Below are 26,737 nucleotides of genomic sequence, written 5' to 3'. Positions count from 1 at the left end.
TTTAATTCTTATCTTTTTTAGATTCCTCCAATCTGTGTTCCTAAAACCCTTACCTCATAACAAGTGAAACGTCTCTGTGCAACTCACTAACACGCTATCCATTTCAAAAACTATGTTTCTATGTGGTTAAAATTCAACATTTGATATTTTTCAACCTATCCCTTTTCTTAACCACTAAGAGCACAAAACTTTTCACTATGTACACTAAGGCACTATAATCTCCCAATCTCCCCCTCTCCCAATCTTCCCCTCTCCCCCTCTCCCCCTCTCCCCCTCTCCTTGTCTCCCTCTCTCCCAATCTCCGTGCAAAACTTTTTCATTAGTTCTCGACTTCGCTCGAAGTGACAATTGTTTTATATTCAACTCAACATTCAAATAACCCCGCTACACCCCTAATCCCGATAGCTATTGGGACCTCAAGAGGACAATTCATTCTAATAACTTTTTCTCTTTAACACTTTTCAATTAGAAAAATCCTCAAAATCCTTTAATCCGTGGCAAAAAAACAAAAAAAGTGAAACGCCTCTGTGAACCTCTCTCAACACAATCCACTTCAAAAAAATCTCCGTGCAAATCTGTGTAAAACAAAACCGCTACACCCCTAAAGTCCCCTCAAGGGGACAATTCCTAATAAGAACTTTTTTACTTAACTAATTTCAATTAGAAAATCCGTCATCATCAGCTAAATCAGTATCATCCGCGTTCCAATATCCAGCTCCCTGTCTCCCTGTCTCCAAATCTCCCCTAAACCGTATCCATAAACGTCTTCTGCGTCTTATTAAACACCAAAACACCTACCATTAAAATCACCAAGGCAAAAACCGAAGGATAGACAACATCAACTAACGCAAAATCTCCCACCCCCAAATAAGCATAGCGCATATAATCAAATAACCCTACCAACGGATTCAAATCTACTACCCACAGGTAATCCGATGGAACGGAAGAACTTGGATAAATCACCGGAGTGGCGTACATAAACAATTGCACGCCAAAACCTATTAACTGATTCAAATCTTTATATTTTGTAGTCATAGAAGACAAAATCAAACCAATGCCCATGGAAATCAACGCCATTAATACAATAATTACGGGGGTAAATAAAATCCAAGTGTTGGGCTGGATTTGATTTTGAAGCGCAAAATAGACCACAAAACCAACAAACAAAAGAAATTGAACCCCAAACTTCATCAAGTTAGAAATCACGATAGTCAAGGGCATAATCAATCTCGGAAAATACACTTTTCCAAAAATACCCGCATTCGCATTAAATACGCCAGAAACGGATGTAAGACAAGTTGAGAAATAATTCCATAAGGTAATGCCCGCCATATAAAACACCACTTGAGGGGCTCCATCAGTAGACAGCTGGGCTACATTACCAAAGATAATAGTAAACGTAATCGTAGTAAGAAGTGGCTGAATAAAAAACCAAAGTGGTCCCAAAATCGTCTGTTTGTAAACGGTTACAAAGTCTCTTCGAACAAACAAAACCAACAAATCACGATAATGCCATAGCGCTCTAAAATTAATATCAAAGAGTGAAGTTTTGGATTCAATTACAGAATCCCAAGATTCGTGCGGTTCAGTATTCATTGGTTCATAAAATAGTGATGAAAAGTAATGATAATTTTCGATTCAAAAATACTACTTTTTACAAGATACAACAAGCGGTAAAAGTAAAGATAGTAGTAAGAATCAGTAGGCAAAATAAAAAGAGCCCGACTACCCATCGAACTCTTTTCAAGAAAAACAATTATAACCTAACTAAACGAATTGAAACCATAATTAGTAAAATAGGAAATTAACGAGAATGCGAATCTGAAGAGACGCGATATTTTGAGAAAACGTACAACAATCCAATACCACCTAACAACCAAATGTGATCATCTATAGGTAATTCCTCAGGATCTAAATCACCAGGAGGAGGGGGCAAGTCTTGTGCAAAAACACTCAAGTCAACAAAAAAAAATATTAAAAATAGAACGAGGTATTTCCTACTTAAATTCATAAAAAACCAGAAAAAATTTATATAGATTTGGTGGGGCTAATATATAACTTTCTGTGTAAACACAACGTTACGAATAGTTTTATATTGTATTAAATAAACTTCATTACGTAACGGTAACGACTGGGTGCGAAACTGCATCGTATCCAAATCGGAAGCCTCAAATAACAAACGACCAGCCAAATCAAAAATACGAACCTCAGACAAAGCATCGGCTAACGAATCAATATGCAACACGTCATTAGATACATACACTACCGCTGGAGCTGGAGCATCAAAATCAGTGGCTCCTAATGAAATGTTAGGATAAAACAACTCAAAACGAGTATCGAAAGAACCTGCATCAGAGGTAAAACGATAGGGAGAAGTTTTTAAGTTATGAGAAAGACCCGTTGTCAAATCACGCAAATAAACTGCTTGAGCTGGATCAGCAAACACACCATCTACAGTAGCAATAGAAATTTCAAAAGTACCCGCAACACCCGCTTTAAAAGCTAAAGGCACCACATCCGAACGATCAAAAGGTAACGGACGACCTTGAACTACATAATAGCGATTGTCTAGCTTAGAAGTTAACTGTGTACCATAAGTACTATAAACCAAACCATCATAACCACGATCTACCCCAATAGTTGCACCCTGTGCATAAGCAACCAAAGTTTGATTTTCCATAACCAAAGCACCAGTTGCATTCACAGAAGACAAGTTCAACCAAATACGGTGACGTTCTATGGAAGACGTAGTGCTAAAAGGATGAGAAGGAAGTGTAGCCGAACGATAAAACTGATTATTAGCATCAACAACGCGCTGTTCATTATTGAAAACCACAGTTCCACCGGCTGGTTGCGACTTTACTACAAAACCTTGCCCTACTTGTATGATTCCATTAGGCTTAACCGTTGTTCCAGCACCTGACGTTTGAGTAGTGGCCGCAACACCTCCTGAACCAGGAGTCCAAGTAGCAAACTGACCCGCTGCATTTCCCGTACCCGTATGAGCAAAGAAATACAAAGTTCCATCAATATCCGGATTGTCATTCACAAACTTCGAAGCATCAAGCGGAGATGGATAAGGATTCCCTACCCCATTGTATCCATAACTACTAGAATTCAAAGTAAAAGTATATTTCCCATTATTAGGAACACCGGTAAATACCCCATTATAAGGTGTAGGTGTCGTAGACGAATGATTGTTCGGAGTACGAATCACATAAGCAACCCCAGGAGTAAAAGTGGTAGAGGAATTCAATCCTGCAGCACTGTAGTAATTAGTCGGCGTATCAAACAAATAAAAACGATTGGATAAAGTCAAAGGAGAAAAAGCATATAAATTCTGACCCAACACCGGACTCGACCAAAACGTATAATCCAAACGAAGCATAGGAGCTGATGTTCTACGCACGGTAATCATTCCTGAATTCACCACATCATTCAACTGTAATAAGTTAGCATTATTTTGAACGGTTATACCATTACTAGTACTATTGTTCACAATCTCGTTGGCTACTGTTACAGCATATCCATCAGTGATATCAACCGTTTGATCCGCATTTATAGTTAAACTATTGGCTGAAAAACTACCTCCATTCGTTGCACTTGTATAGGGACCCGCTATCTCAGCATCGGTATAAATATCAGGCAACACAGGTGTCCAAGCACTTCCAGTCCATGTGGTTTTCTTTACTTCTCCCAATTCAAAATCACCAAAAGTAGTGCGTGTTGGAGTCGTATATAATGTCCCTGCGATAGTTGGGGTGGGTAATATGTTCCAACTCGAAGCAGGACAGTGTGCAATTCTATAACGGCTCAACGTTCCCGTATTCGTCGTATTCGCAATATCAAAACTTGCGGTGTAATTCGTGATACTTCCCGCACCTGATTTCGTTAACGTCCAATAGGTATCCGACTTAGCACTCGCGTTGAGTACACTTCCTTGCGAAGGAGTACCTGTAGTAGCTTTTGCTGCCACTAAAACCGAACCTGAAAGACCCGTAGAAGCAACCGTAACAGGAGCATACACCGTAGTACCAATCTCAAACAAACTTGGAGTTGAAGCCAACGGTTTCTCTAAAGTACCTTTCACAAATCCTGTAGTGCGACTTACAACACCCGAAGTGCCCATCGTCATTTTAAAACTTCCTGTGGTTAAAAACTTATCTGATAATGATAACGTATTTAATGTCGTGGCATTACCGCCTAATGTAGCACTGACTCCGTTGGCAATAGTTAAATTGCGGTAGGTAGTTGGCAACACCGTTTGCGCGGTAGTACCGTTATAAGTAATGGTGTTAGGGAAAGAGGCCGCATCAAAAGTACCATTATTCACAAGTGCATTCGAAATCAAAACTTGTGCATCGGCCTGTAGCGTAGCTTTCTTACCTGAAGCTATCTCTACATCATAAAACTGAGTAGTTCCCGAAATAGTAGACTCGGAAGCCGTAGCATCATAATCAAAAATCACTTTACTATTCCCTGGAGCAAAAGTCCCTTTATTATCCCAAGAACCATAGTTGATTCCTCCTCCGTTGGCATTTGGACCTCCATAAATGGTAATCTTAGCCGCCTGTCCATTTTGTACCGTTAAAAGACCACCTGTAGCAATCTCTAACGAACGCATACGCACTTCACCCGCAATAAAAGTAGGTAACGGATTTAAAATACCATAACCACTAGCCGTAGTAATAACAGGATCATTATTAGTAATAGCAGCATCTGGAATAAGTACATCAGCAGTATCATTTGGCACCTTACCCCCACTCCAATTTGTTAAAATATTCCAACTCGAACTAACAGCACCAGTCCATACATAATCCGAAATCGTTTCTTTCGTAGAAAGCATCCAATATTTCGTAAAGGCTATATCGCCTTCTGTAGCTAAATAAGAAACCGAGTGATTACTTAACTCTACCCAATTTCCTGTAGGATCAAAACTCGTTTTACCATGTTCGTGAGGCGTTCTTCCTCCATAAGGTATATGGTGATCCCAAGTCACCAAGTTACTTTCGTTAGTATTCCCATTTAACTCGGCATCCTGATACGCCATACGCAACGTAAAACGGCTGTTAGTGGAACCTCCTGTACGCAAAAATTGATACATACGCTTCAAAGTATTACGATTAGCGGTATATCCATTAATTAATACACCTCCTGTATTATCAATATGCGTTCCGTGATCACCGCGTGTCGCAACAACCGTAATTTGAGTAGGCAAAGCACTGCCTGAAACAGAAGTAAAACGCAATTGGGTATTTACGTTTCCAAAAGTATACGTCGTATTATCTGCAATGGTCGTACGACGGATTTTACCCGTTACATCACCAGGTCCTGCCGTTGTAGCGGTAGCGCCCATGGTAAGGATGTACGAATTTAAATTATTGAAAGCCAAAGTACTATTGGCATAATCTCCTGTTCCATATTTATTGGTAGCATAAGTTCCATAGTCAATTACCATATCAAGAGCGCCATCTGTATCGTTAGGATTGGCAGCTAAAGACAATTCTCCATCAACCGTTAAATTACCTAAAGCTTTAACTCCTGTTGTATTGCTAATTTTTAAATTTGAAAAAGTTCTTGCACCCAAATACTGTTTGGCTGTACCATTTAACTCAAAAGTGGAACCTGTTTGAAAGTTAATAGCACCCGTAACCGCTAAACTTCCAGCGAAAGCATCTGTAGCGCTCAAATTTCCTGAAGCTACAACACCACCAGAAGGCACTGTAATTGACCCTGCACCTGTAATACTATGAGTAGCAGTAGCTAATGTACCATTTACCGTAAGCGTTTTACCCGAATTAAATGAAGCATTAGCCGTCATGGTAACCGTATGCGGTGCTTGAATTAATACATTGTTATTAGCACCTGGTGGCTGTGTGGCTATAACCCAACCCACAGTAGGAATACCCGAATCGAACTCCCATGTAGTAGCCGTACTGTAATCCCCTGTTGCACGACTACGGAAATCGGCGATATTGATGTCTTGGTAGGTTTTAACTTGTATAACGTTGCTATTAGGAGAAGTTGATGTATTATAAACAGCTCTTACTCTGTAGTAATAAGTAGTGGAAGACGATAAACCTGAAACATTATATGTAGTTACATTACCAACATTTAAATCCTGATAACCATTAACATAAGAAGGGATAACTTCTGAACGTAAAACTATATCGTCAATTCTGCTGGCTCCATTATAATTAAAAGGCCATCCTCTTGTGTTTTGAACAGAATTACCATCTACAGCAGTATTAGAATTCATTAACCAGCGAATAAAAACTGATGTTTTGTTATCACAAATACTTGGCAAATTTAGATTTGTAACACCACGAGAGTAATTACTTCCAACAACAATTGTACCTCCAGGTATGTTAGTCCAAGTACCGCCAGTACCAATTCTGTATTGTACTATAAAATCTCTTGGTCCATTTGCCTGGGAATACTGTACAGCATTCAATGTTATGTTATAATGACCTAGAGTATTAACTTGAATCTGCCAATAATCAGAACCAGAACCACCACTCCACTGATCAACAGAAGCTGCAGAAGAAGTTAAACCAGGGGCTGTAGAAATTGTACCTGCATTAGTTGTTAATGTATTTGCAGTATTGTTAGTAGATGTAATATCTGGCCCATCAGTACCTGTAGTAGGAAAAGACCAACCTATGATATTAGCTTTAATGAAAGGAGTTGTACTTACATCAAGTCTGTAACTTGTTGCTCCTAAAGTCGGTTGCCAATTAGCGGTAAATGAGTTTGAAGTAATATTTGTAGCGGGGTTAGCTAACGGATTCATTTTGTAAAGCTGAAGATTTTCTTCACCTCCATTATCATAATAGCTAAAATCAGGAGTGGCCGAATCAAAGTAAGTTAACCTATTTGTATTATCTCCTAAATTTCGAATGACAACCTCTGTAACTGAATATGCAATAGTCCAACGTTGAAAATTATTTGTTATGGATGGAGTTAGATTAACTCCCCAACTTGTTCCAGTGTAATTTAAATAACGAGCACTTGACTCAGAATAAATGGTTTTACCAGAAGCGTTTGTCTCAATACGCCAAACTATGGCATTGGATGGATTTTGAATAACACCAGATAAAGGATTGATCGCTTGTGTTAATAGAACGGGTTGATTTGATCCATCAATACCTTGAACATTACTCATTGCTCTAGTGCTACTAGCATTAGTAATCACATAATACCCATCCGTTAATTCAGCCGTAGATGCAATCTTAGTAAAAGTACCTGTACCCGAGTACTGCGCATGCGCCTTATTTACAAATAAAAATGTTAAAAAAAGTGTCAAGATGGAAAAAACCAACCGACGTTGAGAAAAACTAACAAACATTTTTAAATTCATACTTTTTTATTTTAACTTATAAGTAAATTTTCAAATTGAGCGTGCAAAGGTAATGATTTCCTAAAGAGAAAACCTTAACTAATGCATTATAATTTAATATTTTAAGAGCATCTTAAGAAAGATTTAAGTATTCTTTTACTAATACCCTAACCAATCTCCAAAAATGACCTCTTTATAGCAAAATGCTTTACCTAGATACGTAAAAAAAAACGTTTAGGTTTTATAGTAATGCTATTTTTCTATTTTACTAAATACCATGCGCTTATAATAAAAAGCCATTCCAACAACCAGCACCACCAAAACAGGTATAACCCAAGCATCTATAGGTGCAGGCTGACCACCCACATCATCTACATCAGGGTCAAAACCCGTATCACCTTGCGCATGAACAAATAAAGACATCATCATAAATCCCAAAAAAAGGATTTTCTTTACACTCTTTTTCATTAAATTCAGTATTATTCTACTATCCATTTCATTCTTTTTACTTTGCCATCTTGGGCCACAACTACGATGTAAACGCCTGCATTTAGTACTTGGCGTGGCTGTACAAACAACACAGAAGCATCCTGACGCAAATCAACAGCAATCGCTTGTCCTAACAAACTAAACAATTGAACGGTTGCTGCACCTTGAACACCATAGAGTTGAAAAGCCGAAGTAACTTTTGCTGGATTCGGATACAAAGTCACATGGTCTAATCCATAATCAGCTGTACCCAACGTTTGATTAGAGAACACCACTTTGAAACGATTGGCGTACAAACTGGAATGCTGAATATCAACCGTAAAAGGCACTACAGTAGCAGGTGTAATTTCAGTATAGGTACCCGTCATCACATCCAACAAATAAGGGGTTGGACCACTGTAATTTTGCAAATCAAAAGCCCATCGGTAATTTGAAAAACGACATTTAGATAAACTTATAGGCAATTCATCAGAAGATAAAGGAACCGGTTGAAGATTGAAAGCTAAAGAATTACTACCCACTTTAAACCCTACTTCTTCATCCAAATTACTCATTTTCTTCGCATCATCACTATCCACTTGTGCATTGTATTGCGAACCAAACAAAGTAACCGCACCATCAATTTCTTTCCACTGATCGTCTAAGAATACAGTAAGCTTTACTTTTAATAAGGATAGCGTTGAAGCAGAACTTGTAGTAGTAGTTGTTGCAGATCGAAATAAATTAGCAGGACCCGCTAACACGCGCTTATGCGCCTCCTTAACAGCCAAAGAACGAGAACTCGTAGCCGAATTGTTTTTCAAAAAAACAGACTGACCCGGTTGTAAAACTTCTGTAAAACTAGAATTTGTAGAATTTTGATTGGTACTTATAACTCGAGTTACAAATCCTCCTCTCGTATTTAAAGTCGGATCCCAATACGTAATTTGGTCCGTAATATTAGCATTAGCAAGAGCCAAAGCCTGACTAATATCGATAGGGGCTTGATAAGGATTACCCACTAAAGTATAACCATCCGCACTCTGATTTAATGAAGGCGTATAAGTACCCGTATACAAAGTTCCTGTGGCCCGCAAAATGGTAGGCGTTGGCGTGGGAGTATTAGTAGTCATATTAATGGTACGGTCGCCACGAACCATCAAACGATAGCCTTTACCCACTTGCAAAGTAGCAACATTAGTATTCGCAACAGCTTCCCAAGCTCCTGTAACTTCATTAAATACAAATAGAGAGTTATTATTAGTAGCCGTATCATCAAAACCATTAGACGAACCTCCTGGACCCGTAATATGAGTACCGTAACCGGGAACAATACTGCCGTTTTCCTGCCAATTCGCACGAATAGAAGTGGTAGTAGTGACACTCGGACTCAAAAAACGGTAGGCACGTTTGGCAGGAATGTAACGTTCTACGCAAACATTACCCACCACAGCACCACTAACAAAAGGAACGACCGCGGTTCTAGTAGCACTAGAAGCTAAAGTAATCAATCCATCAGGAGCTGCCACGGTAACCGTACCTTGGGTAAGATTCAATTTCCCTTCTACTCGAATTGGAGTTTTCAAAACCACCGCACCAGAACTTGAACGATTCATAGTAAATTGTTCTAAAATACTATTGGGCCCAAAATACAAATCACCAGCGGCACCATAACCCAAAACATGTACTTGAGAACCAGAAACCGTTTGAATTGCTTTTTGAGGAGACGCATTAGCAATAGTACCTTGCAAAGTCAAAGCATCAGTAGCACCTACAAACACTTTATAGGAATGTGCATTAGAATTAAAATCCAAAGTACCAAAAACACGAACACCATTCAAATGCAAATCATTTTGTACAGTAGCAGCAAAAGTGATCGCAGCACCATTACCCGGCACATAGTTGTTTTGCCAGTTAGTAGCTTTATTAAAATCAGTATCTGTAGTTCCTACCCACAAAGCTGGATTTCCTACAGTAAGACTAGCCTGACCCACGGCTGTAGGATCATCTGTATTCATAACCGTTATAGCAGTGGTACCCAAACCTCCAAAAGTCAAATTGGTAACCAACTCGCCATTCACAAAATTAGACGTTACACCTGTAGGATACAAAACACCCGCACTCGAAAGGGAAACAGTACCCGTAAAACCAGTAAAAGGGGTTCCAGGACAAGTGATCCCTTGAATAGCAATAATTTTGACTGCTAAAGTTTCCCCTGAGTTTATTGATGTAGGTAAAGGAGATCCATCTGCTTTAACAATACAAAAACCTCCTACACCCGTAACCGTTTTACTATTTGAAGACACACTCAACAAACCTCCCGATTCATTCTTAGCCGTAATAACAGCCCCTCTAAACAACACATCGGATGAAACCGTAACCGACCAAGCACCCGTAGTAGCTTGACTAGCCACGACTACTCCATCAACATATACACGAACAGTACCCGAAGCACCAGTACCCGTTATAGTAGTCTGACCCGCTACATATTCATTCGAAATAGTTGGTGCTGCCGGCGCAGTACCTAAAACAACTACTGCCAAAGTAGCACTACTAACCGTTTTACCCACAGCCTTAGCCGTTGCCGTAATAGAATCACCCTGCGCCAATGTAACATTAGGTAGCGACCAAGTACCATAAGCTGATACTGTAGCAGTACCCAAAACCACACCGCCTTTATAAACCGTGATAACCGTACCAGGTGCCTCAGAACTAAAACCTGAGATAGTGCGTCCTGAACCTGATGATAACGGACCCGTTATTTCAGGGGTAACGCTAGCGGTTGGAGTTTGAAGCTGTGAAGTAACGATATTTGACACATAAGACAACCAATAAGAAGCTCCTGTAACTACACCTTGTGCGCGTGCCGTTACTAAATCACCCTCTGTTAACCCAGATACAGTAAAAGTAGTCGTTGCATTAGGAGTTACAACTGAAGCTGTTCGAGCAACTTCTATTCCGTTTACATATAATATAAGTATAGCGTCTACAGGATTCGCCGGAATAACTACACCATTCACAGTAGTACCTTTATCAGCACCATTGTTTGAGACTATAATTTGCTGAGAAGAAGCAGATTGATAAATAGGGGTAGTAACTATTGTTGGCTTTGGAGTAATATATCCATTGGCAGTGGCGTTACCATTAGTTCTTACAGAAACATTAGAATAAGCTGATGTACAAATTATGCTACCGCCAGAAACAAGAGTTGCTTTAGCAATGAAATTATTTGAATTAAAAATAGTATTTGAATTTGTAACATAGATTGAGAATGTCCCATTTGATTGAACAAATGAATTAGCTGATGCCATAGGCGTAAAAGAAGTAAATTGGTTTACGTCAGGTCCTGTCTGGGTAAATAATTCGATTTTAATATTTGAACCAGTAGGAACTATAGTGCCAGACCAAGATCCTTCGATATAATAACTCGAACCAGAACTATTTCTAACCAAATTCACAGGAGCTTCTAAAAAACAATGCTGTGCTCCCGAAACAATCATAGCACTAGAAACACCCGAAACGCTCTTACCTAAAGCAGTAGCTGTAGCAGTAATCAAATCACCAGCAACCAAACCTGTAACACCAGTCAAGCTCCAGGTGTTATTCGTTACTGTGGTAGTACCCAACAATACACCATTTTTATAAACTTTTATAGTAGTACCAGTAGCCTCTTTACTTGTACCCGAAATAGAAGTAGAAGTAACCGTAACACCATCATTAACAGAAGGCACAGAAGCCTGCATCAACCAAGTAGAACCATTAAAATCCGAAGTTAAATTAGCTAAATTAGTTGAAGGAAATGAACTAATCAAATCGGTAAAAATAGCGGGCAAATTCCAACCGTAATTACTGTCATTCACTCCTTGAATATCAGAAATACCCCCCGATGATAACACAGAGGAAGAATTGTTACCAGTAACAGCAACAATGCGAGCCTGACTCACATTGCCCAAAGCACTTAAGGGAACAAAAAAATCAATAAAATAATCCGGTGTACCATTAACAGTTGTCAACGCAACCGAACGCTGGGAATAGGTATTGATAGGAAAAGACTGAGTAGTAGAAACACGATAGTCACGTACATAAACACCTCCACTCTGACTACCCGTTTGCAAAGAAACTTCTAATTCAAAACCTTGATTTGCACCAGACAAAGTACCATTGGTGTCAAAAACCAAAGCATAAGCCTTTCCAGAAGTCCCAATGGATCCTACACGGAAACGTACAACCAAATAATCAAGGCCATCCACGTTTTTAACCAATAAAAAAACAGAGGTGTTAGGCGCAGTTGAACTTACCAAATCTGTCAATCCTCCTGAACTACCATTGTTCAAATCAGAATTAGGTTCATCAACCAAACTTGGCAACCCAATCATCTTTAATTCACTATTGGTTCCATAATCTGTGCCACCCACGGGAAATCCAGCAGAGGTTACAGATACAAACCCATCATTGTTAGGATCCAAAACCTGCTGCCCCAAAACTCCCTGAACTCTTTGGTACAAAGTACCTGGAGTCTGAGCTGACAAAAAAAGACTACTTAAAAACGATAATAAAAGAAAACTTTTTTTAAAAAACATACAAAGTAGAATAAATTAAATCGTAATAAAAAATTAAAAAAACAGTTAAAAAAAACTTGAAAAAAGGAAATTGAAGCAGCAAAAGCAAACTTTAAATCATTCTCACCAATTTTTAATTTAACAATACAAAGGTAAAACAAGAAAATTGAGAGACGTAAAAATCAGAATAGACAAAACTTAGACGGAAACAAAATAAAAAGGAAGTAAAACAGAAAATATAATACTGAATTACAATAATTTAGCTTTTTTTGTCTAATATTTGTCTAGTTATTAAGGGTTGGAAACACAGACAAAAGATTTAAAAAGCACTAACAATAGATTTTTTTAAAAAAGAAAAATTTTTTTTTAAATCAAAAACCCTATAATTTAGCATCAAAATTCAAAAGAAAGCAACAAAAAAAAGCACGCAAAAAAAGAATAATGAAAAGGTTACCTCCGCTCTAGTAAAAGCCTTCTAAAACCGTAAAATTCAAAAAAAATAATGACTTTAATGATATGACGCTAAAAAAAAATCTAACTTCTCTTTACATCTTCTTTTTGGCATCCACCTTGCAAGCTCAAAACAAAGTGACATTTGAGGACACGCAGAAAGCATTCCAAGAAATCTTTACCAATCCACAACTTGCCAAAAAGAAACTGGATGCCTACGAAAAAATTACAGTTGAAAATAAAGATTCTATCTATGGACTAGTACTGAATGCAAAAGGAATCTATTATGGGGTATTGGGCAACAACAAAAAATCTCTTGAACATTTTAAAAAAGCGTTGCCCTTTTTTGGCCTCGACGTAGAAAGACAAGTCAAAACGCTCAACAACATTGCGATTGTGTACCACAAGATGAATCAAATAGAGGAATCTATTAACACAACCCAAGAAGCGCTTAACCTTGCTAAAACAACGAAAAAGAACAATCTAATAGCACTGGTTTACGGTCACTACGCCACTTGTTACAGCGCATATGGTTCTTATAAAAATGCCGTCAAATATCTCATTGAAAGTATTGAATATTGGGAAAAAGCCCCAAAAGAATACGAAATATACACCGCAATCGAAAAGCAAAAATTAGGAAACCTATACAACAAAATGGGCAATTACGATTTTGCTATTGATTTATTCAATTCAGTACTTCCCATAATGAAGAAAAAGGAACGACTAGATGCCTACTACTTAACCCTAATATCCAAATCAGAATCGCTACTTAAACAAAAGAAATACAACGAGGTATTAAAAAATATAGCAATTGCCGAAAAAGGATTGATCAAATTCAACAACAACATCTACAACCAATACCTGCACGACATCAAAGGGAACACCTATTTGGAAATGAACCAATGGCAAAAAGCACAGGAAGAATATCAAAAAAACCTTGAAATTGCATTGGCAAATCAAATCCCAAATGGCGTACACAGCTTCTGTGTTTTTGCCGAAAAAGCCATGGAAGTAAATTCGCCTTTCTTGGAAAATTGGTTAAAAATAGCCGAAAAAAAAGAATTTCAAGAAATACTCAAAGTAGCTCCCCTCGACGTGCAATTGCACTACCACAAAACCATTGCTAAAGTAGCTAAAAGAAAAGGCAACATTACCAACTATTTCAACCATTTCGATGCCGTAGAAAAATTAAAAGATTCTATCGCAAATCGAAACAATTTCGTAGAAACCATAGCAATTCAAACACAATACGAATTGAAATTAAAAAAACAAGAAAACACCATCTTGGCACAAAAATTAAATATTGAAAAATCAAAATCAATAAAAACAATTCTAGCCAGCTTGTTAATCATCGCAATTTTAATTCTATTCTTAATCTGGAAAAGCTTCAAAAACAAATACAACAAAGAAAAATTAAAAGCTGCTGAGCTTGAAAAAAATTTAATTAAAGAACAATTAGCAAACGCTACAAAAGACAGCGAAGCAGAAAAAAACCGAATCAAGCAACAAGAAAGGGAAATTATTGAACTTACAGCCATAACCATTGAAAAAGAGGAAACGGTTTCGCATATCTTGGAATTAATAGAAGCAAACAAAAACAAACAAGCTATCGCAGAACTCAAAAAAAGACACCCTAACAAAGGATATTGGAAAAAAATTGTAGAAAAAATCAATACGCTAGACGCTGATTTTATCAATCACCTCTCACAAATGTACCCATTTTTAACACAAGGGGATTTAGAATTTTGTAGTTTGCTGAAAATGAACTTAAGCTCAAAAGAAATAGCAAGCATCCTTCAAATCAACGTGGAAAGTGTTTTTACAAAAAAATACCGCCTACAAAAAAAACTGAAACTGAACCAACATACCGATTTACGAAATTGGCTTATGGAATTGAACAACAAATACCATGAAAACAATTTGAATAAAAATCAATAAGTATCGTGTAACCAAATTAGAATTGTAAATTATGTTTTCAATCTTGAAAAGTAAGCCCTCATTAGCCGAACTAATTCCAAAGGAATTCGTTGACATTCACTCGCACATGCTGCCCGGAATTGATGATGGAGCGAAAGAGATGAAGGATACCCAATTCTTATTGGAATCTATGCTTCAACTTGGTTTTGAAAAAGTAATCACGACACCTCATACGATGTCAGGGGTATGGGCAAATACTCCAGAAACAATTACAGAAGCATACCATTTGGTAAAAAAAGAACTACCAGATCTAGCCAACAAGACGAAACTTCAAGCCGCATCTGAATACCTATTAGATGAAAATTGTATAGAGGCAGCCAATAAAGGCGAACTCTTAACGCTAAAAGACAATCTGGTATTGGTAGAATTGTCGTTTATTAGTGCACCAATTCAATTATACGACTACCTATTCGAATTACAACTTAAAGGTTACAAACCCGTTCTAGCACACCCAGAACGCTATGCGTATTTTTTTAACAAAAAAGAAGAATATGCTAGACTTAAAAAAGCAGGATGCTTGTTCCAATTGAACCTGTTAGCGACCGTAGGATACTACGGCAAAGAGGTATTGGAAACGGCAGATTTCTTGTTAAAAAACGACGGGTATGATTTTGCAGGATCAGACATGCATCATAAAAAACACCTAGACGCATTCCACAACAAGGTATTGTGCAAAGAAAAAAACAAACTTGAAAACGTAATGAAACAGAACATACGTTTCAAATAATGTCCCTCAAAGGGGGACATTCACCGATAAACCAACGCATTTAAACGAAAATAATAGCTAGTACAACATCTTTTAAATACTTTTGCAAAAATTTGAAATCTACAATGTCAAACACTACGAAAATATGGCTTTCTTCTCCGCACATGGGCGGGAACGAACAAAAATACATACAGGAAGCATTTCAAGACAATTGGATTGCACCGCTTGGGCCTAACGTAACAGGTTTTGAAGAAGACATAAAAAAATACCTAAATACCCCAAAAGAAATTGCTGCTCTAAGCTCAGGAACAGCAGCCATTCACCTTAGCTTAATTTTAGCAGGCGTAAAAGCAGGTGATGAAGTGCTTTGCCAAAGCCTAACCTTTTCCGCTTCGGCCAACCCTATTCTGTACCAAGGAGCTACACCAATTTTCATCGACAGCGAAGAAAGTACATGGAACATCTGCCCTATAGCACTAGAAAACGCCATTCAAGACAGAATCCAAAAAGGCAAAAAACCGAAAGCCATCATAGCGGTTCACTTATACGGTATGCCATTCAACGCTGAAACACTAACTGCAATAGCGAATAAATATGAAATCCCACTAATAGAAGATAGCGCAGAAGCATTAGGAAGTACCTACAAAGGGAAAAAGTGTGGTACCTTGGGAACCTTTGGAATATTGTCGTTTAACGGAAATAAAATCATTACCACATCAGGTGGAGGTGCTTTAGTATGTCCAAACAAAGAAACCAAAGATAAAGCGGTATTCTTCGCAACACAATCCAGAGACAATGCACCGCATTACCAACATTCAGAAATAGGGTATAATTACCGTATGAGCAACATCTGCGCTGGAATTGGAAGAGGACAAATGGAAGTAATAGACCAACGGGTATCGCAACGAAGAACCATGCAGGCGTTTTATGACGAACTTTTTAAACCTTACGAGGGGATAACGCTACTAAAAGAACCGTCTTCCGATTATTTCTCTAATCATTGGCTAAGCGCCATCATAATGAACTCGGAAGAGGAAAGAGAAGGATTACGATTGGCCTTAGAACAAGAAAATATCGAATCCCGACCTCTATGGAAACCCATGCATTTACAGCCTGTGTTTCATCAATTTCCGTATTATGGCGAAAAAGTGGCTGAAAATCTTTTTGCAAAAGGACTTTGCTTGCCCTCAGGTTCTAACCTGACCAATCAAGACAGAGAACGCATACAAAACGCTATCTTGAAATATTTAAAAAACAAATAATTAAAAAGCGCAACTTTGAAAAAAATCGTTGATAGTTTTAGTCAGCTCATGATAAACAAAAAAATGTTCCCCTTCGGATACACACCGAGATGGGTCATCTTTTTTATCGATGTAGTGCTCTTAATAGCAGCAAATGTGCTTACCTATAGCCTACTGAAAAGTTTAACTTCAAATTTCTACGATGTCTTATCCCCTATGGAAAGATATTCAATAGTAGTCGTAGTAAATATTTTTTGTTTTTACATATATAAAACGTATTCAGGAATTATTCGCCATTCAAGTATGTTAGACGCTATTAAATTGGTGCTTTCTACTGGAACCTCATTTTTAATCATAACCATCCTTAACATAACTTCTTTATTCGTTGTTGGGGAGAAAATTTTCCTATTTCCAGGATTAATCCTAAATGCAATTCTAACTTTTACGTTCTTATTTTTATTCAGAATCACAACCAAATATGTTTTTGAAACCTTAATGGATAACATCCAAACAAAAGACCTAATTCCAACGGTAATACTTGGTACAGATGCTAATGCCATCGCTATAGCCAACTCTTTACAAGCGGAAAGTCCTGCCCGCTTCAAAATGGTAGGATTCATGGAAATTGCGCAACCTCTTAACCGTTTCGGTGTTACCAAAAGAATCTTGGGACTCCCTATTTTATATACAACAAAAAAACCGTGTACCATACTTAAAGTCTTAAATGTAAAAGCAATCATCATAGCAGACAAAAACTTGGCACACGAAAAGAAAATAGAAATAATAGATGACTGCCTACAAAACAACATCAAAGTATACCGCGTACAACTAATCAGCGACTGGGGAAACAAAAGCGAAATTTCGAAAAAAATCCAAAGCTTCGAAATTGAAGACTTGCTAAACCGAAAACCCATTTTGCTAGACAACAAATTGATTTCTAATAAAATCACAAACAACACCATTCTAATAACTGGCGCCGCCGGATCAATAGGAAGTGAAATCGTAAGGCAAGTTGCAAACTACCATCCCAATAAAATTATCCTGATCGACCAAGCGGAAACACCACTACACAGCTTGAGATTAGAATTAGAAAAAAACGGCGAAACCAATGTGGTGAGTATAGTAGCTGATATCCGAAACAAAAAGGTGATGGATACCATTTTTGCGAACTACCAACCAGAATTCGTTTTTCATGCAGCAGCTTACAAACACGTGCCGTTAATGGAGGAAAACCCTAGCCAGGCAATCGAAACCAATGTAATAGGAACTAAAAATGTAGCCGATACAGCACTAAAATACGGAGTGAAAAACTTTGTAATGATCTCTACAGACAAAGCTGTCAACCCAAGCAATGTCATGGGGGCTAGCAAGCGAATTGCCGAAATTTACATTCAAAACCTACATCAAAAATCACAGGACCAACAAAAAACAAAATTCATTATTACAAGATTTGGAAACGTATTAGGGTCAAATGGATCAGTAGTCCCACTATTCAAACAACAAATTGAAAACGGAGGTCCCGTTACCTTAACCCATGCAGAAATCATCCGCTACTTCATGACCATCTCAGAAGCTTGTCAATTGGTATTAGAAGCAGGAGCCATAGGAAATGGCGGTGAAATCTACATTTTCGATATGGGAGAACCCGTGAAAATTATCGACTTAGCCAAAAAAATGATCCAGTTAGGAGGCTATGTACCCTATAAAGACATCGACATCAAAGAAATTGGTTTGAGACCTGGAGAAAAACTATACGAAGAATTACTAAACGACAAATCCAAAACCTTACCTACTCATCATGAAAAAATCATGGTGGCAACAGAATGCGACTATGATTTTTCACACACCGATACCTTAATCAAAGAGGTAATGAAAAAAGCCAAAAACAACGAAAACAATATGGAAATAGTAAGCCTAATGAAACAAATTGTACCAGAATTCAAAAGCTTAAACTCCAACTATGAAGTATTAGACAACTGAATGGCAGCCAAACAAGAAAACTAAATTAGAATAACTATATTTGCCCAAAAACATAAAAACGTGAGAACTAAAATCGTATTATTAACTAGTCTATTCGTAGGAGTACTCCTAACAGGCTGTGTATCGAAATCTAAAATAGTATACCTAAACGGTATCAACAACAGCAATACTACTATAAAAAATGTAGAGATTAAATTACAACCTGATGATATACTTTTAATAGTGGTGACTTCAGAAAATCCTGAGATTACATTGCCTTATAATCTAAAAACGCTTAATGTGTTATCAGATGCTGGAGGAGGACAACAACAACGTCAAATGACATATTTAATTGATAAAAAAGGAGAAATCAACTTCCCTATTTTAGGAAATATTAATATTGGAGGATTAACCCGTTTAGAAGCACAAGAAAAAATCCAAAATATTTTAAAAGAGCATGTGTCGGATGCAAAAGTTGACATTCGCATACAAAATTTTAAAGTTACCGTTCTTGGTGAAGTAATGCGCCCTGGAACTATTAACGTGACAAGTGAAAGAATAACTGTACTAGAAGCACTAGGTATGGTAGGCGACTTAGGAATTCAAGGAAAAAGAGATAATATATTATTGATTAGAGAACAAAACGGACAAAGCATAACCCAACGTTTAGATTTAAGAGATCCCAACTTAATCAACTCTCCTTTTTACTATTTAGTACAAAATGATGTATTATACGTGGAACCTAACAAAACAAAAATCAACAGTTCAGGTGTGGGACCTAATTTAACCGTAGGACTTACAGCTTTATCACTACTAATCGGAATCATCTCGTTAACAATCAGATAATAATGGAATCGCAAAATATAAATCCTATTCAAAACCAAACAGAAAATATCGATGTAAAAGCCATACTTTGGCCTTACCTAATCCATTGGAAAGCATTTGTAATCTCAGTATTTGTAGGGCTTACTATTGCTTATATCTATTTGAGATATGCCACACCTATATACCAGGCAAGTGCTACTATACAAGTAAAAGATGACAAAAGAGGCGGCATGTCCTCAGAATTAGCTACTTTTTCAGAACTTACCAAAATGTCGGGAATAAAAAACAACGTGGAAAATGAAATTGAAGTGTTACGCTCCCGAACTCTGATGGAAAAAACAATTAAAGATCTAAATCTAAACGTTTCCTATTTAAGAAATGGAAAAATTAAAACATCAGACGTCTATAAAAATACTCCAATTGAAATTGTTTGGATTCCAAATGACAAAGAAAAAGCCGGAAGTATCATAATAGAAAGCAGTAACAACGAAAAATTCAAAATAGTAGACAACAATCAGAATACAATGGGTGAATATGGATACCTAGAAACCATAACTCTACCCTTTGGAAAAATAATGGTCCAAAAAAAAGCAGGTAAAAATTACAATAAAAACTTCGAATTCAAAGTAAATTTCCAACCTACAAAAAATTTAATTGGCAAATATAGAGGAAGCTTAAATACCGCAATTCTAGGAAAAAACACAAGCATTTTAGAACTAACCCTTACAGATGAAGTACCCGAAAAAGCGGAAGACATCTTAAACACCTTAATTAAAAACTACAACCAAGACGCCATTGAAGACAAACGTTTCGTAGCGCAAAAAACATCGCGTTTCATCGAAGATCGATTAAATTTATTAGCCAAAGAACTTAGCGATGTGGAAAACGAAGTAGAAAGCTTCAAAAAAGAAAACAAGTTAATGGACATCGAAACAGAAGCTTCACTGTTTCGCGAAAATGCTAGTGCGTTTGAAAAAAGCGCCATTGAAAACGAAACAAAAATCAACATCATAAAAACGTTACAACAGTACGTAAAGCAAGCTGATGTAGAAGACTTATTACCCGCTAACATTTTATCTACGGAAGAGACCGCATCACCACTAATTGAAGAATACAACCAATTGGTATTAATGCGCACCAAGCAATTAAAAAGTGCGGGGCCAAAAAACAGTGTAATAGTACAACTTGAACAAAAAATAGAAGCACTAAAAGCTAATATAGAAGCTAGTCTTAAACAATCACTTGTAAATTACAACATTGTCAAAAGAGATTTAGACGCTCAAAGAAGCTTACTTTCAGGTAAATTAGCTAATGCGCCCACTCAAGAAAAAGTATTCAAAGAAATCTTTAGAAAACAAAGCATCAAAGATGCAATCTACTCCTATTTACTTCAAAAAAGAGAAGAAACAGAAATCAGTTTAGCCGCAACGGAACCCAACGCAAAGGTGATTGACAAGGCGCTTGCGTATACCAATCCAATTGCTCCAAAAAAACAAATTATTTATCTAGCAGCTTTTGTACTAGGATTATTACTACCTGCCGCTGTCATATACATAATTCAACTGATGGACACTAAAATAAAATCTAGAGAAGATATCGAAAAAAATACGACGATACCAATCGTAGGAGATGTACCTCATGCGGCAGACGATGAAGCTCTTTTAGTAGAAGCAAACAGCAGAACCAATACAGCGGAAGCACTTCGCATCATACGAACCAATCTGAACTTTTTGCTAACAGAAGTGCCTAACGACAGGGCAAAGCTAATATTTGTTACTTCCACTTTCCCAAAAGAAGGAAAAACATTTATTTCCGTGAATTTAGCAGCTACTATGGCACTTTCTGAGAAAAAAGTACTGTTAATTGGTATGGACATTCGAAATCCTAAAATTGACAGTTACCTAAACGTTCCAGAGAGAGGGGTTACAAATTTCTTATCGGATAAAACAAATAAATCGTACAAAGACTACTTAGTAAAAATAGAAAACTACGAAAACTTCTATGTGTTGCCAGGAGGAATCATCCCTCCAAACCCAGCCGAATTATTAATGGGTAAAAAAGTAAACGAATTGTTCGATGCCGTAAAACACGATTTTGATTACGTAATTGTAGATACCGCACCGGTAAGCTTAGTTACCGATACGCTATTAATAGCCCACCATGCAGATGCCTTTGTGTACATTACAAGAGCCAACTTCTTAGAAAAAGCAATGCTAGCACTGCCCCAACAATTATACGTCCAGAAAAAACTTCCAAACCTTTCCATCTTGGTAAACGATACCAACATACAAAAAGGTTACGGATACGGATACGGCTATGGGTACGGATACGGTTACGGCGTCGAAGTAGAACAAAAACCATGGTGGAAAAAAATGCTTAAATTATAAATCCAAAAACAAAAAAGTCTGCTAGTTAAGCAGACTTTTTTAATATATATACAAAAGCAAAAAATTAGTATTTCACAAACTTCTTATACCTAAAAAACATATAAAGCCATCCTAAGAACAAAACAGGATAGAGCCAATCAGCAATTGGTGCTGCTGTCGGAACATCTTGCACATCATCTCCAGAATCTACAGGCTGAGAATAGATAAAGGAACTAAAAAAGAAAATAAAGAAAATACATCTTTTAAAAATAGGGGACTTAACAATCATATTCAAATACCATTTAAATTATTCGACAACCCATTGAATAGGAATTACCTTTGAATCCGTCGTAACAGTTACAAAATAAATACCCGGAACTACCGCTACTGTTGGGGTAACAACCAAACCAGAAGGGGTATAGTTTTTTTGTACAGGTATAACTTGCCCTACTACATTATGCACATGAACTGGCACATCAGAAAGCAATCCAGATAAAACAAACTGCTGAACGCCTGACGGTGCCGGATTCGGATACAAGAAAACGGAAGTGGCAACAGACGGAACAGTTAACGAAGCTGAGGGAAATAAAAACTGAAAACGATGGGGAGAACGTGAAGCAACATCTGTTGTAGTCTGAAAAGTAACCACAGTGGTACTATTGAACGAAATCGTGTGCGATTGCTGCGTGTAAGTGTCAAACAATACGATTCCATCCGGTGCAAAATCATGCTGAACAACCACTTTCCATACATAGGATTGATTTTCCTGTAAATGAGACGATACTATTTGAAAAACATCATTCGGTACTACTGTTCCAATTTTATCTATACTCAAAAGTGCGGCGCCTCTTTGAAACGCAACTTGCTCTCCCGAACTGCTCAACTTCACAACATCATCAGAATCTAAAGCAGAAGTAAAACCTTCATTTTGAACAACTAAAGCACCATCTAAAGGTGGCTCTCCTAAACTGTACGCTAACGAAGAATACAAAGTAATACCTAACTTGGATAATAAACGTGTAGGAGGTGAATTTCGGAACACAAAAGCCTGAACGGAAGCTTTATCAGTTTCCTTAATCGTGAGACTTCCTGCAACACCCGATGTAGCATTTTTTACAAAAAAAGCTTGACCCGACTGAATATAATTACTCACAGTTGTAGATGCCCCAGAACCATCAGAGAGTATATTAGTAATTCCATCTGAAGTACAAGCTACATAACGCCCACGCTGTGTTCCCGTACCTAAAGTAGGATCCCAGGCATAAAAGCTGTTTTCTATTCCTGTTTTTGTCACAGTAGCCCAATCAATAGGACTAACATACGGATTGGCAATTAATGTATAATCAGACGCAGTCATTGTGGAATAAGTTACGGAACCTGTCACTAAAGCTCCCGTAGCACTCAAAGTAACAGGTTGATTCATGTTCACCTGAGATGCACTATTAAGTAAAGATGGTGTTCGATCACCTCTCACTAACAAGCGATAGCCTTTAGAAGCTAAAAGAGGCAATACATTTGTATTAGATATAGGGCTCCAACCCGAAGATTCATAAGTAAATAAAGACGGATTCCCAGTTGCAGTACAATCAAAACCATCGGGCGAAATAGTTCCTATTGCTCCTTGTGCTCCCGTAATATAAACCTGTTGTTGCCAATTAGTCGCAATAGAACCTGTTGTGGTAACTGCTGGGGCTAACAATCGAAACGCTCGTTTTCCAGTAATGTAACGCTTTACAGTAAAAGAACCACTACCTGCTATCGGACTTCCTCCATAAACATCAAATTGTGCGGTGCCTTGAGCGTTACTTTCAAAAACAACACTTCCATGATTCACCAGATCGCCTTGAACACGAAGTACCTGATCAGCGGCTATTGTTAGTACAGTAGTTGCACTAATGGTTAAGTTTTTTGTGGTAAGCCCCCCAACACTTACCGTTAAATCCCCATTGATAACGGCGTCTCTTGTGGCTGTAGGTACACCGTCAGACCAACTACTTCCATTCCAAATGGTCGGTGTAACTGAAGTAGTAACGGCTATTTCATTAGAGTTTTGAGTAGTTGAAGTTCCGTCAAAGGCACGTACCACATAATAATAAGTAGTAGCAGGATCTAATCCAGTAATCGTATAAGAGGTTATAGCGCCAACATTAACATCTGTAACCACAGGAACTATAGTTGTACCTCCATTAAAAGTATGAATGCCAAGATTAGTGATGTCATCAATTGGCAACAAATCCCACTGAGTAGCTAAGGTTGGAAAACCTGAAGAAGGGTTAACCGTAACTCCACTCATAATAGTTGACTTCCGCACCAAAGTCTTATCTACAGTAGTTAAGACACCAGAAGTCCAAGCCGTTCCAGGATCTTCTCCTACTCTCCCGAAAACATCAACAATAGTAGAGGTACTCTTATTAAACAAAACCAAAGCATCATCTCCATTAAAAGCAGTTGCCGTTGAAATTGGGTAAGATAAAGTACCCAAAAGGTTTGCAGAACCATTTCTTAAAACTAGTACGCTTCCATGATTTAATGTTCCACTCAAAACGTTTGTACTATTCGGAATACTAACTCCATTAGCATACAACAGAATTTCATAATTAGCTAAATTAACAGAAGCTCCAGTACCATTAAATATTTCCAAATATTTATTATTAGAAGATCCTTCTACATATTCTGAAAAAAACAGGTCCGTGGCTGTACCTCCTGCAATGCGTTTATAAACGTCAAGACGATAGGACTGCGCCCCTGAAACCGCCTGCCAATTAGCAGTAAAAGATCCAGAAGATAGGGAAGATGCAGCCAAGGCAGTTGGAACACCCACAGGGGCTAAGGTTGTAGCACTTGTGGTAGGCACACTGCCATCTGTTTTGTAATTAATGCTGCTTCCCGAACCTGAATATGGAAAAATTTTAAAATAATACAACGTATTGGAACTTAGCCCTGTAAAAGTAACCGTTTGAACTCCAGAAGCCACATTCTTAACTAAGGCACTGTTGTTTTGAGACACACCATCAATAGGATTAGTAAAAGTAGCGGTGGTACTAGCTAATAGTAAATAGGCAGTAGCAGGTGTTGCCCCTGTAGTATCAAGCCAAGAAACGGTAATCGCTGAAGTAGAAGTAGCCACAGCAGAAAAATTCGAAACAGGATTAGTAGGTTCTGTGGCTAACGTTATTGGGGTCGGATTCCAAATAGCCGCCGCATATTCGGGATGATCAACAAATGGATTACGATTGCCTTGTAAAGCATAAATAGCATTATTACGATCAATTTCTTTCTGACTCACCGGATCTTGTGCATGCCATTGCAATAAAAGATCAATATACCAAGACTCAAAAGCCGGATAAGCAGTTCCGTTCAAAACTACATCTCCATTGGTATCATTTGTTTGCCAGGTACTTACCAGATTTTCATATCGCGTAACCATATAAAAATAAGCTCGAGCCAAATCCCCCTTGTAAGCATCAATAGGCTCAAAAACGAGGCCCGTATAACCAGGAGTAACGGAAGTTCCTAACTTAGAACCATTACTAGAAGTGTAAGTAGGTGTGCCTACTTCTCCATAAGGATAATTACTGCGCATACCATTGACTTTTCCATCTGTTGGATAAATATGATACAAATCAGAATACATAGGCGAAGCATCTAAAAACCAACTTTTGGGCATGCTGTGCTCACGGTTGTAACAATCCCCCTCTACACTATAAGTCCCGCATTGATCAGTACTGTAAATAAACTGATAAACAGGAGTTCCTTGAGGGATATCGGTATAAATATCCCAAATTACATTAGAGGTAGAAGGTTTTATATCTGTTGTATTAAATGCAGTCCACAAATTAGTGTAAGAAATAACAGTATGGTCTTTAATAATAGTATAGAGTGCGGTTTTCAAAGGAGCACCGGTTAGACCGTTGGCAGAAGTGTAATAATTGGCTGGTTGCGAAAACGAAAAGCCACAACTCAACAACAATAAAAGGAATATACTCTTAAAGTAGCTTGTATGTTTCATAAAGAGGGTAAGTAATTGACATTAATAAATAGCCTAAATACCAAAAATTAAAAAATTTAATTCCTGACAGTTAAGAAAAAACAAAAAATAATCAATACATACTTGCTAGCAGCCTATAAAAGCATAAAGAGAAAGGTAATAATTTTTATTCATGGTCATTTGGGGTTAAATAAGGATTTCAAAAATAATATTTTAATGCATACTTGCAAGAAATATTACATTATTTTTTTATTAAAAAAACGAAAAATTATAGGAAGATTAAGAATAAAAATTAACTATTAAAATTAGCAAACGCAAACCATAACAATAGGTTTAAAAAGGAGAACTAAACCAAATGACAAAACATTAAGAATCCTTGTAATTGGAAATATAAAGGTCCACATCAAAAGAAAAAGGGAAAAAAGTGTAAAAGAGAATTTTTAAATCCATCCAAAAAGTGCGATGTCGGGCATACCAAACATTAATCCGTACTTTATCAGGCCAAATAACAGTATCGTTATACAACAAAGGGGCATCGTGTTGCGAAAGTAAAGCCTCCTCGTTGCGATACTTTAAAGAAGCCAATCCTGTAATCCCTGGTTTTAACGAAAGTAATATTCGATCTTCTCCCTGCAATAAATCAGCATAACCAGGCACATCAGGACGAGGCCCAACCAACGCCATATCGCCCTTCAAAAGATTAACCAATTGCGGCAGTTCGTCCAACTTAGTAGACCGCAAAAAACGCCCCCAAGCAGTAGGCTGTGTAGCACCAACCGGAATCGTACGCAATTTGTAAATCACAAAAGGAACACCATATCGCCCAATACGTACTTGCTGGAAAAGCATAAAATAAAAA

14 protein-coding genes are annotated in these 26,737 nt (G+C 37.6%); 6 read left to right on the top strand and 8 right to left on the bottom strand.

What is annotated here, in order from left to right; all coding sequences use genetic code 11:
* Window positions 1–744: 744 nt before the first annotated feature.
* From NAT47_RS04785 to NAT47_RS04765, 5 genes are all read right to left on the bottom strand, one after another.
* A complete protein-coding gene (locus NAT47_RS04785; protein WP_250580820.1) occupies window positions 745–1,596 on the bottom strand; it encodes an ABC transporter permease in 852 nt (283 codons plus the stop codon).
* Between the two features lie 208 nt (window positions 1,597–1,804).
* Complete coding sequence (locus tag NAT47_RS04780) at window positions 1,805–1,957, bottom strand: hypothetical protein (protein ID WP_250580819.1); 153 nt, start codon at window positions 1,955–1,957, stop codon at window positions 1,805–1,807.
* Window positions 1,958–2,047: 90 nt separating this feature from the next.
* On the bottom strand, window positions 2,048–7,360 hold the full coding sequence (locus NAT47_RS04775) for a hypothetical protein (protein ID WP_250580818.1): 5,313 nt from the start codon (window positions 7,358–7,360) through the stop codon (window positions 2,048–2,050).
* 231 nt (window positions 7,361–7,591) lie between these two features.
* Window positions 7,592–7,834, bottom strand: a complete 243-nt coding sequence (locus tag NAT47_RS04770) for a hypothetical protein (RefSeq protein ID WP_250580817.1) — start codon at window positions 7,832–7,834, stop codon at window positions 7,592–7,594.
* Window positions 7,819–12,336, bottom strand: coding sequence for a T9SS type A sorting domain-containing protein (locus NAT47_RS04765; protein WP_250580816.1), 4,518 nt, complete (start codon window positions 12,334–12,336; stop codon window positions 7,819–7,821). Before NAT47_RS04765 ends, NAT47_RS04770 begins: the two co-directional genes overlap by 16 nt.
* Window positions 12,337–12,882: 546 nt before the next feature.
* Here NAT47_RS04765 and NAT47_RS04760 point away from each other — a divergent pair.
* From NAT47_RS04760 to NAT47_RS04735, 6 genes are all read left to right on the top strand, one after another.
* Complete coding sequence (locus NAT47_RS04760; protein WP_250580815.1) at window positions 12,883–14,754, top strand: tetratricopeptide repeat protein; 1,872 nt, start codon at window positions 12,883–12,885, stop codon at window positions 14,752–14,754.
* A gap of 31 nt (window positions 14,755–14,785) precedes the next feature.
* Entirely contained in the window at window positions 14,786–15,520 is a 735-nt protein-coding gene (locus NAT47_RS04755; RefSeq protein WP_250580814.1) for a tyrosine-protein phosphatase, read from the top strand.
* Window positions 15,521–15,624: 104 nt separating this feature from the next.
* Window positions 15,625–16,761: a DegT/DnrJ/EryC1/StrS family aminotransferase gene (locus NAT47_RS04750; protein WP_250580813.1), complete on the top strand. Its 1,137-nt coding sequence runs from the start codon at window positions 15,625–15,627 to the stop codon at window positions 16,759–16,761.
* A gap of 48 nt (window positions 16,762–16,809) precedes the next feature.
* Window positions 16,810–18,720 (top strand): polysaccharide biosynthesis protein, encoded by a 1,911-nt coding sequence (locus NAT47_RS04745; RefSeq protein WP_408610593.1) that lies wholly within the window; start codon window positions 16,810–16,812, stop codon window positions 18,718–18,720.
* A gap of 60 nt (window positions 18,721–18,780) precedes the next feature.
* Window positions 18,781–19,545, top strand: coding sequence for a polysaccharide biosynthesis/export family protein (locus tag NAT47_RS04740; protein WP_250580811.1), 765 nt, complete (start codon window positions 18,781–18,783; stop codon window positions 19,543–19,545).
* Between the two features lie 2 nt (window positions 19,546–19,547).
* Window positions 19,548–21,911 (top strand): GumC family protein, encoded by a 2,364-nt coding sequence (locus NAT47_RS04735; RefSeq protein ID WP_250580809.1) that lies wholly within the window; start codon window positions 19,548–19,550, stop codon window positions 21,909–21,911.
* A 64-nt stretch (window positions 21,912–21,975) separates the two neighbouring features.
* Here the strand turns inward: NAT47_RS04735 and NAT47_RS04730 are convergent, their stop codons facing one another.
* The 3 genes from NAT47_RS04730 to NAT47_RS04720 form a co-directional block, all read right to left on the bottom strand.
* Window positions 21,976–22,179, bottom strand: coding sequence for a hypothetical protein (locus NAT47_RS04730; RefSeq protein WP_250580803.1), 204 nt, complete (start codon window positions 22,177–22,179; stop codon window positions 21,976–21,978).
* Window positions 22,180–22,197: 18 nt separating this feature from the next.
* A complete protein-coding gene (locus NAT47_RS04725) occupies window positions 22,198–25,899 on the bottom strand; it encodes an endonuclease (RefSeq protein WP_250580801.1) in 3,702 nt (1,233 codons plus the stop codon).
* A gap of 345 nt (window positions 25,900–26,244) precedes the next feature.
* Window positions 26,245–26,727: a sugar transferase gene (locus NAT47_RS04720; protein WP_250580794.1), complete on the bottom strand. Its 483-nt coding sequence runs from the start codon at window positions 26,725–26,727 to the stop codon at window positions 26,245–26,247.
* Window positions 26,728–26,737 lie beyond the last annotated feature (10 nt).

The sequence above is a fragment of the Flavobacterium fragile genome (genome assembly GCF_023634865.1).
In the GTDB taxonomy this organism is placed as follows: Bacteria; Bacteroidota; Bacteroidia; order Flavobacteriales; family Flavobacteriaceae; genus Flavobacterium; species Flavobacterium fragile.
The sequence above is the reverse complement of the archived record's forward strand: the minus strand, read 5'-3'. Positions and strand labels throughout refer to the sequence as shown.

Bases quoted from the DNA above. Each gene is read 5' to 3' on its own strand.
- NAT47_RS04775 (WP_250580818.1), bottom strand. From the start codon at position 7,360: ATGAATTTAAAAATGTTTGTTAGTTTTTCTCAACGTCGGTTGGTTTTT.
- NAT47_RS04770 (WP_250580817.1), bottom strand. From the start codon at position 7,834: ATGGATAGTAGAATAATACTGAATTTAATGAAAAAGAGTGTAAAGAAA.
- NAT47_RS04785 (WP_250580820.1), bottom strand. From the start codon at position 1,596: ATGAATACTGAACCGCACGAATCTTGGGATTCTGTAATTGAATCCAAA.
- NAT47_RS04730 (WP_250580803.1), bottom strand. From the start codon at position 22,179: ATGATTGTTAAGTCCCCTATTTTTAAAAGATGTATTTTCTTTATTTTC.
- NAT47_RS04755 (WP_250580814.1), top strand. From the start codon at position 14,786: ATGTTTTCAATCTTGAAAAGTAAGCCCTCATTAGCCGAACTAATTCCA.
- NAT47_RS04725 (WP_250580801.1), bottom strand. From the start codon at position 25,899: ATGAAACATACAAGCTACTTTAAGAGTATATTCCTTTTATTGTTGTTG.
- NAT47_RS04750 (WP_250580813.1), top strand. From the start codon at position 15,625: ATGTCAAACACTACGAAAATATGGCTTTCTTCTCCGCACATGGGCGGG.
- NAT47_RS04760 (WP_250580815.1), top strand. From the start codon at position 12,883: ATGACGCTAAAAAAAAATCTAACTTCTCTTTACATCTTCTTTTTGGCA.
- NAT47_RS04720 (WP_250580794.1), bottom strand. From the start codon at position 26,727: ATGCTTTTCCAGCAAGTACGTATTGGGCGATATGGTGTTCCTTTTGTG.
- NAT47_RS04735 (WP_250580809.1), top strand. From the start codon at position 19,548: ATGGAATCGCAAAATATAAATCCTATTCAAAACCAAACAGAAAATATC.
- NAT47_RS04745 (WP_408610593.1), top strand. From the start codon at position 16,810: ATGATAAACAAAAAAATGTTCCCCTTCGGATACACACCGAGATGGGTC.